Source organism: Mumia sp. zg.B53 (assembly GCF_019550935.1).
In the GTDB taxonomy this organism is placed as follows: domain Bacteria; phylum Actinomycetota; class Actinomycetes; order Propionibacteriales; family Nocardioidaceae; genus Mumia.
In genome coordinates this window covers 1588660-1603208 of sequence record NZ_JAHWCK010000001.1, presented here as the reverse complement: position 1 = coordinate 1603208, position 14549 = coordinate 1588660, and the positions used below count along the sequence as shown (strand labels likewise).

At 67.2% G+C, this 14549-nt stretch carries 7 protein-coding genes; 3 read left to right on the top strand and 4 right to left on the bottom strand.

Annotation, left to right across the window (positions count from 1 at the left end; genetic code table 11):
• The first annotated feature begins 48 nt into the window (after positions 1 to 48).
• Together KV102_RS07670 and KV102_RS07665 are read left to right on the top strand one after the other, a co-directional pair.
• Positions 49 to 879, top strand: a complete 831-nt coding sequence (locus tag KV102_RS07670) for an SDR family oxidoreductase (protein ID WP_220345806.1) — start codon at positions 49 to 51, stop codon at positions 877 to 879.
• A 49-nt stretch (positions 880 to 928) separates the two neighbouring features.
• Entirely contained in the window at positions 929 to 1600 is a 672-nt protein-coding gene (locus tag KV102_RS07665) for a hypothetical protein (RefSeq protein WP_220345805.1), read from the top strand.
• 473 nt (positions 1601 to 2073) lie between these two features.
• Here KV102_RS07665 and KV102_RS07660 read toward each other — a convergent pair whose 3' ends face one another.
• On the bottom strand, positions 2074 to 3462 hold the full coding sequence (locus KV102_RS07660; protein ID WP_220345804.1) for a site-specific DNA-methyltransferase: 1389 nt from the start codon (positions 3460 to 3462) through the stop codon (positions 2074 to 2076).
• A gap of 261 nt (positions 3463 to 3723) precedes the next feature.
• Between KV102_RS07660 and KV102_RS07655 the strand changes: the two genes are divergently transcribed.
• Positions 3724 to 5379 carry a DGQHR domain-containing protein gene (locus KV102_RS07655; protein WP_220345803.1) on the top strand — a complete coding sequence of 552 codons (1656 nt, stop codon included), beginning with the start codon at positions 3724 to 3726 and terminating at the stop codon, positions 5377 to 5379.
• A gap of 435 nt (positions 5380 to 5814) precedes the next feature.
• Here KV102_RS07655 and recD read toward each other — a convergent pair whose 3' ends face one another.
• The 3 genes from recD to recC are packed head-to-tail and all read right to left on the bottom strand — an operon-like array spanning position 5815 to position 14266.
• Positions 5815 to 7551 carry an exodeoxyribonuclease V subunit alpha gene (gene recD / locus KV102_RS07650; RefSeq protein WP_220345802.1) on the bottom strand — a complete coding sequence of 579 codons (1737 nt, stop codon included), beginning with the start codon at positions 7549 to 7551 and terminating at the stop codon, positions 5815 to 5817.
• Positions 7551 to 10859 carry a UvrD-helicase domain-containing protein gene (locus KV102_RS07645; RefSeq protein ID WP_220345801.1) on the bottom strand — a complete coding sequence of 1103 codons (3309 nt, stop codon included), beginning with the start codon at positions 10857 to 10859 and terminating at the stop codon, positions 7551 to 7553. The genes recD and KV102_RS07645 overlap by 1 nt, the downstream gene beginning before the upstream one ends.
• 20 nt (positions 10860 to 10879) lie before the next feature.
• On the bottom strand, positions 10880 to 14266 hold the full coding sequence (recC, locus tag KV102_RS07640; RefSeq protein ID WP_220345800.1) for an exodeoxyribonuclease V subunit gamma: 3387 nt from the start codon (positions 14264 to 14266) through the stop codon (positions 10880 to 10882).
• Positions 14267 to 14549: the final 283 nt, after the last annotated feature.

Sequence of the window (14549 nt, the reverse complement as noted above, 5' to 3'; positions counted from 1 at the left end):
ACCCCGCTACTTGCACCGGCGCGACCGGACCGTACGAACGTCGGTGCCATGAGCACTCGTACCGTCCTCGTCACAGGTGCCGGTCGCGGCATCGGCCGCGCCGCCGCCGTACGCCTCGCCCGCTCGGGCTGGCGGGTGTACGGAGGGGTCCGTACCGACATCGCCGCCAAGGAGCTGGCCGCGGAGTCCGGCCAGATCACGCCGGTCGAGCTCGACGTCACTCTGACCGAGCACGTGGCGGCACTCGACCGCGTCCTGCCGGAGCCGCTCGACGCGCTGGTCAACAACGCGGGCATCGCCGTCGCCGGGCCGGTCGAGACACTGTCGCGCGACGCAATGCACCACCAGTTCGAGGTGAACCTGATCGGGCCACTCGCGCTGACGCGGGCAATGCTGCCGCGGCTGCGTGCGGCGCGAGGGCGTGTCGTGTTCATCTCCTCGGTCAACGGCCGGGTGTCGTTCCCGTTCACGGGGATGTACAACGCGTCGAAGTACGCCGTCGAGGCGGTGGCGGACTGCCTGCGGGTCGAGCTGCACCCGTTCGGCGTGCAGGTCGGGCTCGTCGAGCCGGGCGTCGTCGACACCGACCCGTGGCACGAGATGGACGAGGTGATCGACGTGCTCGAGGCGGGGCTGGATCCTGAGCAGCGGGCGCTCTATGCGGCGCAGTTCACCGGCGAGCGCCAGCTGGTCGCCAAGATCCGCAGGAACGCCAAGCCGCCTGAACGGGTCGCCGCCGCGGTCGAGCGCCAGCTGACGCGGCGGCGGATGCGGCCGCGCGTCGTCGTCGGCTCGGATGCGCGGGCGATCCTCGCGATGAAAGCGCTGCTGCCCACGCGTGGGTTGGATGCGGTGTGGCGCCGCGGGATCGAGGCGTGAGCAAGGCGGAACAGCCGTCGTGATCCTCGGTCGGCCGGATACTGTGCGCATGAATGCCGAGGTTGATCTCATACTGGAGCGCGCTCGGCAGGCCGGGTCTGCGGAAGGGGTGCAGGTAGTTGCACTACAGCCAACCCCTGACTCCGAGGTGCTGGCGGCCCAGCTCGCCGTCCGCTCCGCTGACTCGAAGACGTGGATCCACGAACGTGTGATGCTGCCATTCGACTCAGAATGGCGTCGTCTCACACACCTCGAAGATCCAATGGCATACGCAGACGCACTCTGGGGCGAAATCTTGAAGCGTGCCGAGTGGATCCGAAACATGGGGCCTACGCCCGACGCGCAGACCGTCGACGTCGCGAGTTCCGCTGTGGCGACTGCCGAAGTCTTGTGGCAGCAGCTTCTCGACGAGATGCCGCGTGACGTTGTCTTAGAAGATCGTGGTGACCGGCTGATCCTCCACGACCTTTCAGGCTCGACTCGCACCTTCGTCTTGAGCCCGTCGGACTTGCGCTCGGTGATTGTTCTTGACCGGGCATACGCCATCCAGCGTGGTTCAGCCCCGCCCGAACAAGCCTCGTTGCCAGGCTGGCTCGTCGAAGATCTGCGGGAGATCTTCCTCGACGACGACTCGTCTCGAGAGCCCTACGTACTGCTCGACTGGAACATGGAGTTTGTCCTCTCCCAGCGTCCGTCGTTCCCCGCTGCGCCGCTCGTATGACCGGTCGTTTGAGGCCAGAGGGGACGTTGCAGTCACTTCAATCGCCGAACGACTGTCTCTGAGGGTTCCGTCGAGCTCAGACCCTCAGGCGGTCTGCCAGTCCGGAGGATCGGCGAGCGGTTGTGTGCACGGTGGCGCGTACGGCATCGCGGCTGCCGAGGATCGTCCGGGGCGGCCGGACGATGACGACGACGTTCTCGGCCTGGCTGCCTTGGGCTTTATGCGGTCATCGCACTTCGGCGAGCGCGTGTTCGATGGGCAGGTTCCGATGCAGGGTGCCGAATTGGCCCGTACGGCGGCGCAGGGTGAAGGCAGCGCCGGCCGCTGCGCTCGTACGCCACTGGCCGTCGCCGGGAGTCGCGTCGGCATGGGCGGCGGCTGAGGTGACGACGTACGGGCTCGCCGCGGCGACCGATGCCGTGGTTGCCGCGAGTGTGCCTGCGACGACTGCCAGTAGAGGCTGCCGACCGAACTCACAATGACTCTTCAAGCGACTGCCGAACCAAAAGCGGCGAGATCACTGGCACAACCGTCGGCACGCCCGTTTTGCGGACCCAGTCCTCCAAACGGTCACCGTCGATCGAAAAATCAGCGTGCCAGGTCCGGCCTTTCGTGTAGACGGCAATCTCCCTACCTACGAATTTCGAGCTGGCCTCTGCGATTGAGACAATGTCGCACTTGGCCTCAAGGCCGTACTTGGATAGCGGAGGTTTAGCTCCCACCTCGAGCATCAACTTGGATAACCGAGCGCGATCTAGTTCGGACAAATCATCCGCCACAACCACCGAGCATTCAATTCTGCCGTAGGCCGTGCGCGAAGGTTTATAGTTTACTGACTTGACTTCGACCGTCACCGCACGCACATGAGTGGTTGTGAACCCACCACGAACGATCTGTTTCGCAAGGTCCTTCGGATACTTCAACATCCGCAACTCGAGGAGCCGCTGCGTCATCGCCCCGACGGAGCTGGACTCGGAGGGCAGGGCCCCCATAGTTGGCGCGCCTTCGCGAAAAAGCGAGACGTACTTTGGATTCAGTTCAACACCGAGACCGCGACGCCCTTGTCGCGTCGCTTCGGCCACGACAGCGCCAGTACCCGCGAACGGGTCGAAAACAACATCTCCATCGTTCGTGGAAAGCCTGACCATCCGCCGAACGAGCTCAGGTGGGAACGGACACGCGTGCCGAAATGCAGCATTGTCCCAACTCCCTTGCACCGGAATGGGGATTTCCCAGACATTATCAGGCGTCATTCCCCAAGGATTATGCCGCTCAGGATATTTCACCCACCACGATTTCAGCCCGTTGGTCTCGCGAAGGCGATCAACCTCGAAAGTGAAGCTGTTCGATTTAACGAAGAACAAAACATACTCAAAGCCGTTCCGAAGCTTTCCGTGATGGGACCATGGACGCGTTCGATCCTTTCGCCACACGATAACCTCGCGAAGCGTCCAGCCAACCGCCTCGGCTTGTCGGGCCAACTCGAACGGCAATGGAACCAGCCGTGAAGGCGCTCCTCCCTTACGGCGACGCTCCAGAAGACTGTCCGCTACAACCCACATGGATCCCGCGTCGAGCGTCCACCGGTTGACCTCAAGAAACACGGAACGACATGATTCAAGGTAATCGTCATAAGACTGCCCGAACCCGATTTGATTCTCACTCCCATAGTCCACAAGCGTGGCGTAGGGCGGAGACGTGATCGTCGTCTGCACGAACGGCTGCCCCTCGCGTCCCGCCACCAAGGCGGCGCGGCGCAGCAAGTCCCCGAGCTTGCGCGCGTCCCCTTGATGGACGGTCCAGAACTCGGAGTCCGGCACCTCAGAGTTGAACTGCTGCGCTGTAGCGACACTCTCAGTCACTCGCCAAGTCCTCCTTCACCGACCACGCTGGTTCCCCACTCTAGCGGGCGCCGATGACGATTTATCTCGGGTGTACGCGACACGCCACGGCCGGACTGTCCTCCCGCTATCCTGTGGTTCCGGCGCGGATCCTCCCTGTGGACGGAACGAAGGGAATTAGGCGTGGCAAAATCGAATCGGACGACGAAGAAGATGTCGACTCGCAAGCCAGTCGACCCTGTAGTCCAGGAGCAACGTCGTCTCGCTCGGTCCATTCGCACGATGTTCACCAACATGGGTTTCGTTCACCTGCCAGTGGAGGGCAAAGAGGCCAAGTTCGGCATGAAACCCGGAGAACTGGACTCCGTGTTCGTATATGAAAATGTGCTTCTCATTGTCGAGGACACAGTTAGCAAAAAGCCCTTCGAACACGCGAAGAACAAGAAACTGCTAGCCGAACAAATCCATTCCAGCAAGAATGAGTTCATCACATGGCTGCTCGCGGTTGCCCCGAACCATGATGAATTACTCAAGGCGTATTCCCCGAGCCGTTTTCGCATCTTTTTCCTCTACATCTCCAAGAACGAGATGAATCTAGACGACGACGCCCTCGGCCTTCTCGAACCGATGGTGGTGGTAGAGCCTCGAGCATTCTATTACTTCGACAAGCTGGCCAAGACCATCCGTCGCTCAGCCAGAACCGACCTATGGCGATTTCTAGGATTAACGGCCAGTGACATCGGTCCCGTCAATGCGACAAACGACGCAAAGACCATAGATACAACGATCATTTCACCCGATGATAGTACTGGGTTTAGCAACGGCGTTCGCCTCGTATCGTTCATGATCTCAGCTGATGTGTTGCTGCGCAATGCGTATGTCCTTAGGAAAGACAACTGGGGCTACTCCATGGACCTCTACCAACGCTTGATCGACACCAACAGGATCCGGAAGATTCGGCAGTACGTGGCTCGCGATGGATCAGCATTCCTCAACAACATTATTCTCGGCCTCCCACCCGAGGTGTCGTTTCAGACTGACGACAAGAAGCCGGTCAAGCTTGAGGACATCCAGGATTATTCGTCATACCGGATGACGATTCCCGACGAGTTCAACTCGCTCTGCATTATCGATGGCCAGCATCGTGTCTTTGCCCACTACGAAGGCACGGACGCACTTGAGAAGAGCGTCGCGGCTATTCGCGGAAAGGTGCATCTCCTGGCGACCGGTCTCGTGTTTCCGGCCGATATGACCGAGTTGGATCGCCTCAAGCTGCAAAGCGAAATCTTTCTTGACATCAACTCGAACACAAAACCCGTTCCCGCGGACGTGTTGCTAGCAATCCAGAGCTTGCGAGCGCCCTACGCAGATGTCGCGGTCGCCCGGCGCGTCCTCGAAGCGATGAACCGGAAACCCACTTTCCGAGGAATGTTCCAACTTTCGCAAATGGATCAAGCGCCGATCAAGATCGCATCGATCGTGAAATTCGCTCTTCGATACCTGGTGGATATCGACTCAGATTCCGGCTTGTTCGATGCGTGGGCAGGTCAGGATCCTTCGCGGGGTTCGCTCAAGACGAAGGCCAATCCAAAACTGCTCAAGGACTACGTCAAGTTCTGCGCCTCAACGTTGGATCAGTACTTCAGTGCCCTGAAGAGCCATCATGCTGACGACTGGACAGACCCGGAGTCCAAAATCACGTCAACCACCGTGATAAATGGCATGATCATCGCGCTGCGTCGCTCGCTGCCGGCACTGGGAGTGCTCGAGTTCTCACGGTATAAGTCGTTAATCGGCGAGTGGGAGATTGATTTCTCAAAGACTGCCTTTCCGTATGCCTCCAGCCAATATGCGCGATTTTCGCACGACGTCCTGCGTGACATGTTCAATCTTGCGGAGCAAGACGGTGCATGGGTGGTCAAGGAGGATGTCGGATGAATTGGGCACCGAGTTTTCCGAGTCACTGTGAATCCCCCCTGCTGCAGCGGAGATGCGTGATGCCGCGGCGCCACGATTGGTAACTCCCGACTAGCCAGTATCAAATAGTGAAAACGGCGAGTACCACCCGGCGTGCGCTGCTCGAACCGCGTGGCATATCGCGTTCAGGTCGGCACCCCCAGAACTCGATGTCCTCGCCGTCTCGCCGGAGGCGGCGCTTGCTCAGCGAGGCGCAGCAGGCGCTCCGTTCGTGTCGCGCCATGCTGCTCACGCGGTGCCAGTTTGCCCCGATTAAGCCGTGTTCAGATCTTGAACAGACGAGGGTTCCGATCTCACTCAGGAGTTCCTCATTGGCACGCCTGCGTCCCGCAGCGCCACTATGCGGTTTTACTGTCGGTGCTCCTGGCATTCGACACGCGTCGGGTTTGGAGCGTGTCAGATGCCCAGCCGCGGTGCCAGGCCCGAGGATCGCCAGGCGGTCGTGCAGACTGCGTTCGCGATCGCGTCGCGGCTTCCGACGATCGTCAGGTGCCCGGCTGCGCGAGTGACGGCGGTGTAGAGCATCTCGCGCGTGAGCAGCCGTGAGCGCGGCGGCGGGACGATGACGATGACGTTCTCGACCTGGCTCCCTTGGGCCTTGTGCACGGTCATCGCGTGCATGGTCTCGATGTCGGACAGGCGCCACGGCGAGAGTCGCAGAGGACCAGAGGCGGTCTGGATGACCGCCACCGGGCCGTCCTCGGCACGCACGATGACACCGGCATCGCCGTTCCGGACCCCGAGCCCGTAGTCGTTCCGCGTTACCAGGACGGGGCGTCCCACGTACATCGTCTGCAGCGCCACCTCGGGAGCGCGCTCGGCGAGTGCCCGTTCGACGAGCTGGTTCCAGTGCCGGGTGCCGAAGGGCCCCGTACGGTGCGCGCACAGCACCCGGAGCGTGTCCAGATGGGTGAGAGCAGCGTCCGAGTCGCCGCTCAGCGCGAGCTCGCGGAGCCGCACGGCGTGGTCGACGACCTGCGGGAGCAGGTCGAGGGATGGCGCGTCGGTCTTGATGAACGCGACGTCCGCGCTCGCCACGTCGACCGCGCTGAGCACGTCGTCGGCGTCGCCGGCCTGCAACGCCACGGCGAGGTCCGCACGAACGCCGCCCACACGGTGGTTCTTCGTCAGGCGGACGACGCTGCCGTCAGCCTCAAGGCCGCGTACGAGGTCGGCAAGAACCGAACCGGCCTCGACGGACGCCAGCTGGTCAGGGTCGCCGACCAGGAGGAGCCGGGCATCGGGCGCGAGTGCGTCGATCAGCCGCGCCATCATGCTCAGCGAGACCATCGAGGCCTCGTCGACGATGACAAGGTCGTGGGGCAGCGGGTTGCGCGAGTCGTGCCGGAACCGCTGGTTGCTCCCAGGCAGGCTGCCCAGCAGCCGGTGCAGTGTCACCGCCGGGCTGACCGACGACGCGCGGCTCGGGTCGGCGTCGATCATCTCGTTCATCCGGGCGGCTGCCTTGCCGGTGGGCGCGGCGAGCCCAATGCGGAGAGCCTCTCCGCGACCGGCGCTCACCGCACGGAGGACGCGATCGATCGTGTGCGTCTTCCCCATGCCAGGCCCGCCGGTCAGGACCGTGGTGGCGCGCTCGGCAACGCCGCGCACGGCGTCCTTCTGCGCCTCGTCCAGGTCCGGCTCACGCATGACCTCCTCGACCGCCGCCGGGTCGACCGGGCGCACGGAAGCCGCCCGCCGAGCCCGCAACGCGTCGGCGATGAGCCGCTCGTCGGCGTGATAGCGGTCGAGATACACCAGCCCGAGATCGACGCGCAGCACGCCGGCGGCGACCAGGCCAGAAGAACGTACGGCGTCCAGCCACGCGGCCGGCTCGGGCAGCTCGACCGCCTCACCCGCGGTCGGCGGCTCGCTGTCGAGATCCTCCTCATCCACGTCCGCGGTGAGCGCCGCGACGGAGCCGAGCGAGAGCGCGGTGGATCCGTCGCGGACGGCGCGTACGGCGAACGCCAGCGCGAGCGCCGCATCACCGCCGACCTCTTCGCCGATCTGGCGACAGACACGGGTGGCGACGATGCAGTCGGTACCGTCGAGGAAGCCCGCCTCGTTCAGGGTCCGCAGCCGCCCCTCGGCGACGACGCTGACCGCGGGATCGCCGGTCGTCGCCGTCATCACGCCCCCTCCCGCGTACGACCGTCGAGCACGGCTGACAGGTCCTCGAGCATCGCCGACGGCGGGCGCCACGAGAACACCCCGCACGGGTGCCCGTCGACCAGTGGGGTGTCGGGGCCGGCCATGCCGCGCAGGTACAGGTACATCACGCCGCCCAGGTGCTGGTCGGGGTCGTACGCCGGGAGCCGCCAGCGCAGATAGCGGTGGAGCACGACCGAGTAAAGGATCGCCTGCAGCGGGTACGTCGAGTGCGTCATCGCCTCGGCCAGCCGCGCGGGTGCGTACTCGGCGAGGGTCAGCGCGGCGTCGCGCGGTCCGAGCCAGTTGGTCTTGTAGTCGACGACGTAGAACTTGCCGTCGTGCCGGAACGTCAGGTCGATCGAGCCGGTCAGATAGCCCAGCAGCGCCTGGCCGCCGAGCTCCTCGCCGTCGAGGGCGTCGGCGTACGCGCGCAGCGGATCGCCGGCCGGGAGGTGCTCGCGCAGGATCGGCGCCATCGCGCCCAAGCGCGCGTTCGCGTGCGGGCGGTCGCCCCCGGCCAGCGGCAACTCGAAGTCCATCTCCGCGAACCGGTCGGTACGAGGCAGGTCAACCAAGGTCACGCCGCCGGCGAGCGGCCCGAGCGGCGTCGTACAGACGGCTTCGAGCGCGGTGGCCAGCGCGTCCGGGTCCACGTCGACCGGCCACCACGCCGAGTGTTCGCGGATCCGGGTGAGGAGCTCCTGGTGCAGGTCGCCGGCCTGGAAGTCGGCGTCCTCCAGCACCGCGTGCACCAACGATCCGAACGTGGTGCCGACGGGCATCTGCGCCATCGGAGAGGGGACCTCAGCGCCGACGCCAGCCTCGACACCGGCGACGCTCGCAGCGACGGTGAGCGGTTCCTCGTCGTCACGTCCCACCGCATCGGACTCGGGTTCGGAGGTGGCCGCGCCCGCGTCGTGCGAGGCCGCGGTCAGCGACGAGTACGACGTCCGCCGCCACAGCTGGTCGACCCACGAGCGGTCGAACCGTCGTACGGTCAGCGGTGCCGTCACCCGCTCGGCCAGCACCTCGGGGGCGCTGCGATCGCCGTCGACCTGCGTGACGCTGAACGCCCCGTGCGCGGCCCACGTCTGCAGGAGGTGCTCGGAGACGGCGGCGTCCTCCAGTGGCACCCGTTCCGCGGGGACGACCACCTCCCCGCCACCCTCGACGCGCGCCGCGAGCAGCGCCGAGAGCTCGTCGCCAGAGCCTGCCTGCCCGAACAACAGCCGGTGCAGGGCCGAGTTGGCGGTGTTCCAGGTGGGAGCCCACCAGACGACGACCTGCGACTGGGCGCGCGTCATCGCCACGTACGCGAGGCGCATGTTCTCCCCGAGCGCCTCCGACCGGTGCTCCGGCTGGTTCACCTCGTCGGTGTCGAAGGAGAGCACCCGGCGCCCGTCGCGGTGGATGATTGCGGGCGTCGGGTCGTCCTTCATCCAGTGGTCGAAGAGGAACGGCGCATAGACGATCGGGTACTGCAGGCCCTTGCTGCCGTGGATCGTCGACAACGTGACGGCCAGCGCGTCGGAGTCGAGCCGCATGATCCGCGACGCCGCGGTGGTCGCCGTACCGTCGGCACTCTGCTGCCTCAGCCAGGCGACCAGGCTCGGCAGCGCACCCGTGCCCTCGAGGACGTGCTCCTGCAGGAGCTGGGCGCAGTGCTCGATGTCGGTCAGGTCGCGCTCGCCACCGACCTGCGACAGCACACGCGCGTCGAGCCCTTGACTGCGCGCGACGTCCAGCACGGCGGCGATCGCGCCGCGATGGAACGCCGCGACCAGCGACCGTACCTGCGCAGAGATCGCCTCCGTCGCCTGCTCGCCGCGGGCGTCCAGCTCGTCGGCCGTCCAGCCGAGGAACGGCGTGAGCGCCGCCAGACGAAGGCGGTCGGCGCGGTACGGCTGCTCGAGCGCCATCATCAGGTGCAGCCACCACTCGGCGGCGGTCGTACGGAGGACGGACTCGCTGGAGACCAGGACGGATGGGATCCCGTGCGTACGCAGGGCCGCGCGGATGCCGTGCAGGTCACGGTTGGCGTACGCGAGAACGGCGATGTGCTGCGGCCGTACGGGAGCGCCGTCGAACGTGGCACCAGAGGTGAGCAGACGGGCGATGTCGGCGGCGGCGTCGGCGTAGACGTTCTCTCGTACCGACCCGATCGCCAGCTTCTTGTCGCTCAGCATCGCGCGCAGCCGCACCGGGCTGTTGTCGGGCGCTCCCTGCAGGCGGTGCGCCGTCCGCTGGGCGGTGATCGGGTGGGCGACGATGTCCGGCGAGAGCTGGACGTTCGCCATCAGCAGCTGCAGCGCGTCCACCAGCGGCGCGTCGCTGCGGTAGTTCGTCGGCAGCGACGTCCGCGTCGCCGCGGTCTTGGCGGCGAGCAGGTACGTGGCGACGTCGCCGCCGCGGAACGCGTAGATCGCCTGCTTGGGATCGCCGATCAGCACGAGGGTCTTGTCCTCGGTGGCGAACGCGCGCGAGAACACCTGCCACTGCACCGGATCGGTGTCCTGGAACTCGTCGACCAGCACCACCGACCAGCGTTCGCGCATCCGCCGCCGCGCCGGGCTGTCGTCGGCCTCCAACGCGTCGGCGAGCTCGGTGAGGAGGTCGTCGTAGCCGAGCAGCGCGGCCCGGCGCTTGCGTCGCGTGACCTCGGCGCGGACCTTCTCGATGAACGCCAGCCGCGCCGCGACCGGTCCGGTTGCGTTCGTGGGCGACAACACCGCGCTCGGGTTGTCGAGCGCGATCTGCGCGTCGGCCTTGGCCTGCGCGTAGTCGAGGGTCGAGCCCGCGACGTGCTCGGCCAGATAGAGGTCATCGACGACGTCGGTGCGCAGGTCGGTCAGGTCGTCGGCCAGCGTGGCGTACGAGTCGGAGTCGCCGGCGACGCCGAGGCCCTTCAGCACGTAGTGGCAGAACTGGTGGATGGTCGCGATCGTCGCCGTGTCGAAGTCGGCGACGGCGGTGGCGAGCCGGTCGATGCGCGCCGCGAGCTCGTCGGCGGGGCAGTCGCGTAGGTGGTCGACCAGGACGTCGTTTGTGGCGTCGCCGCGTTGCAGAGCGGTGAGCGTCTCGGCCATGCGCGCCCGGACGCGTTCGCGCAGCTCCTGGCTGGCGGCGCGGCTGAAGGTGACGATCAGCAGCTCGGAGAGCGGCCGCCCTTGCTCCGCGACGTACCGGACGACGAGCGCCGACAGCGTCCACGTCTTGCCCGTGCCGGCGCTCGCCTCGATCAGCGTCGTCCCCGACGGGAGCGGCGCGGTGATGTCGAAACTGGTCATCCCAGGGGCGTTCGTCGGGCTCATGCCTCACCCCCGTGCTCGTGGATCGGGTTCCAGATGCGCGGCGCGAAGTATTCGAGGCTGCGGAGCCGGTTCAGCGCCTCGACCCGCGACTGCGGGCCGAGAACGAATCGCCACCACGGGTCGTCGTTCTCGCCGGGGAAGCGGTGGTCGCCCTCCCAGCTCTTGCGGGCGCGGTCGAGCGCCTGCTGCAACCCGTACGGGTCGCCGGGGCGGGTCTTGCGGTACGCGGCGGCGAACGCGCTCGCGGTCTTAGGCGGGACACCCATCGGGAACCGCATCCCGGACTGCCGGACCCGTACGAGGTCGGCGAGCAGCGCCACGGCCTCCTCCGGGCCGGGTGACGAGAGCCGGAGGCCGCCCCTCTTGCCGAGCAGCTCGGCGCGGTGCTCGCGCTCGGGCTCGGCCGCCGCTAGCGCCAGGAGGCGCACCCACGCGGCCGCGACGTGCTTCGCGCTGATCGTGGAGTACGTCCGTACCCACACGGTGTCGTGAGCGGTGTCGTCATGGATGGCGCTCACCACGCCGGTCAGCCGTACGGTGCCGCCGCCCTCGGAGGCGGGCAGGTCGAGCCGGATGTCGGCGGACCGGGGCTGGCCGGTGCCGTGGTCGGCGGCGATTGCCCTCACGTTGCCCGCGATCTCCTCGCGGACCTTCCGGCCTCGCGCGCCCGGCGGGAAGCTCCCCCGTACGACCTCCCGGTCGAGGGCGTCCTCGAGCGCCAGGCCGTCGAGCACCTCGTGCAGCACGCGTTCGCCGATGTCCCACTGCTCCAGGCCGTCGAGGGCGATCGGCAACGCGTCGTTCGCCTCGTCCACCTGCCGCGGGACGGTCACCTCGAGGCGGTGCCGCAGGAACTCCCTCGCCGGGTTCTGCAGGAACGCCACCAGCTCGTCGACCGTGACGGCGGAGACGGGCTGGAGCGGGAGCGGCTGGTCGAGGAAGTCCTTCTTGGCAGGCGGGTCCGCCCGGAAGGCGCGCAACGCCTCGGCCCCCGCGAGCGCCGCGGTGTCGAACGTCCCGCCGGCCAGCGGGCCGTCGGGCTGGAAGTTGCGTTCGTCGAACGCCTGCAGCGGGTGGTGCCGTACGAAGCTCGGGCCGGTGTCGCCGTCCGCGTCTCCGGGCGCGGTCGCCGTACGGGCTGCCGCGGCGATCAGCTCTTGCAGCGGCACGGCCGGCGGGCGGCGCTGGCCGTTGTGCTCGTCGAAGCCGGAATAGATCGCCACGAAGCGCTCGCTCGCCGCCATCACGGCGTCGAGCAGCAGCTGGCGATCCTCGCTGCGTGCGTCCCGCTCGCCGACCTGCGGGCAGCGGGCCAGGACGTCGTCGCCGTCGACCACGGGCGAGCGCGGATAGACGCCGTCGTCGACGCCGAGCACCACCACAGCCTTGTGCGGCACCGAGCGCATCGGCACCATCGTGCAGACTGTGATCGCGCCGCTGCGGAAGTTCGCGCGGGTCGGGCGCGCGCCCCACCGCTGGTCGAGCATCACCCGGATGTCGTTGAGGCGCAGCGTCGTCTGGTCGCCGGCCGTCTCGCCGATCGCGGCAAGGTCGCGGTCGAGCTGGGCGAACTGCCACCGCTCGTCCGGAGGCGTGTCGGCGAGCGCCTCGATGGTGTCGTGCAGCCAGCGCATCCACTCACGCGCCGAGAGGGTGCTACGTACGGTGTCGGCGGCGCGCTTGAGTCGCTCCATCAGCTCCAGGAACCGGCCGACGACCTCGATGTCGCGGCTGCCGATGTCGTCGACGGGTACGCGCGCGGCTGACGGGCCGTCGGTGTCGGCGGCGACCGCGACGCCGAGGGCGATGCGGTCCATGCCGCGGGTCCAGGTGTTCGCGTCGAGGCCGGCCAGCTGGTACTCGCCGCGGTGACCCGCGTCGTACCCCCACCGCACGCCCGCGTCGGTGACCCACCGGCCGACGCGTTCCAGGTCCTCCTCGTCGAACCCGAACCTTGCCCGTACGGCCTCGTGGCTCGCGAGGTCGAGCACCTCGGAGACGGTCATCCGCCCGGCGACCAGCGCGACGACGCGGTGGGCCAGGTCGATCAGGGCGTTGGTCGCGCCGAGGGAGCGGTCGGCGAGCTGGACGCGGAGCTGCTGGCCGGGGTGGTACGAGTCTTGGCCCGCGTCGGGCGTCCGGACGAGGCTGAGGCCGAACGTGGCCTGGATGAGCGGCGCGAACGTCTCGATGTCCGGGCACATCACGAGGATGTCGCGCGGCTGCAGCGCGCCCTGGCCGTCGGCGAGCAGCGAGGTGAGCACTTCCCGGAGCACCTCCACCTGGCGGGCCGGCCCGTGGCAGGCGTGCACCTGGATCGAGAAGTCGTCGGCCGTCGTGGTCCGCGTCTCGTCGGGTGCGCGGTTGGCGCGGATGTCGGCCTGGAGCAGCGCGAGGCGGTCTGTCCGTTGCGTCGCGGTCTCCGGCTTGAGGGGGTCGTGGACGGTGACGCCGTCGGTGCTGAGGACCGCCTGCAGCTCGCGGACGTCGCGGCCGAGGGTGGCGAGGAGCGGGTGCTTGGCGTGGCGGGCCGTACGGTCGTCGGTGCGCGCTCCCTTGGAGGTGTGGCCGTCGAGGTCCGCCCACAGCTGCGGCGACGGGTGCGGCAGCCAGAGGTGAAGATCGCGGCAGGCGCCCAGGGCGACGACCAGCTCGCGCTCGGCTGCGGCGAGGCGGGTGTAGCCGAAGAACGACAGGCGTTGCGGGAGGTCGAGGTCTGTATGGCTCGACGACAGCTGGTCGACGACGCGGCGGTGGCGTTCGGTCACCGACTCGGTGAGGTTGTGCCGTTCGCGGACGAGCTCGACCGTGCGCCGCCACAGGATCGGCTGCCAGAGGAAGTCGTCGGGCAGCGTGCCGCCCACGCCGTCGGAAGGGGTGTTGTTCTCCCAGTCGGCAAGCATGTGGGGGCGCTCGCGCGCGTACGAGGCGAACAGCCCAGCGATCCGGCGCGCGACGGCGTACCGGCGCGACTGACGCGCCTTGCGCTCCCACTCGGCGCGCGGGTTGTCGGTGATCTCGGGGCCGGCGCCGAGGTGGTGGGTGAGCGCGTCGAAGTGCGGGGTTCCGGTCAGCTCGTCGATCGCTTCGAGGGTCGGCCAGACGAGTCGGTCCGCTTGCCAGGGATCGTCGCGCTCTCGGCCGAGGAGCATGCTGATGAGCGACTGTGGCGCCATGATCTCCAGGCCCGCCGCCACGCCGTCGTCGCCGGCTGTGGTGCCGAGCGCGTGGGAGAGCTGCTGCGACAGCCACCGCTCGACACCGCGCGCGGGCACGACGACGACCTCGGGAGTGAACACGTCCGCCGGGTCGTCGCGCAGCATCGCGGCGAACTCGCGCACGAGCGTCTCCGGCTGGTCGCCCCGGTGCACGTTGATCCCCACGCCGGTGACACTAGCCAACGCTCACGTCTTGGGAGCCCGCGCACGCTGCCGCCGCGCCGTCCTTCCGCCTCACGATGGCAGGAAGCGACCACACCGAAAGGGTCCGCCTTGCCGCGCTGTTGTCTGCGACCTCGTCCTTCATACGTCTTGGGTCGCACAAAGCCGAGCACGTCGGGCACGAGACCCCGCCTGCGTGTCTCAGGCTGAGAACGTGAAGAGGACGCCGATTCTGAAATGGTTCGCGCGTTCACGCGGGCCTTGAACTTTCTGATCAAGTTCTTCT

Excerpts from the sequence above, each read along its gene's own strand:
- KV102_RS07670 (WP_220345806.1), top strand. The coding sequence starts at position 49 with ATGAGCACTCGTACCGTCCTCGTCACAGGTGCCGGTCGCGGCATCGGC.
- KV102_RS07665 (WP_220345805.1), top strand. The coding sequence starts at position 929 with ATGAATGCCGAGGTTGATCTCATACTGGAGCGCGCTCGGCAGGCCGGG.
- KV102_RS07655 (WP_220345803.1), top strand. The coding sequence starts at position 3,724 with ATGTTCACCAACATGGGTTTCGTTCACCTGCCAGTGGAGGGCAAAGAG.
- recD (WP_220345802.1), bottom strand. The coding sequence starts at position 7,551 with ATGACGGCGACGACCGGCGATCCCGCGGTCAGCGTCGTCGCCGAGGGG.
- KV102_RS07645 (WP_220345801.1), bottom strand. The coding sequence starts at position 10,859 with ATGACCAGTTTCGACATCACCGCGCCGCTCCCGTCGGGGACGACGCTG.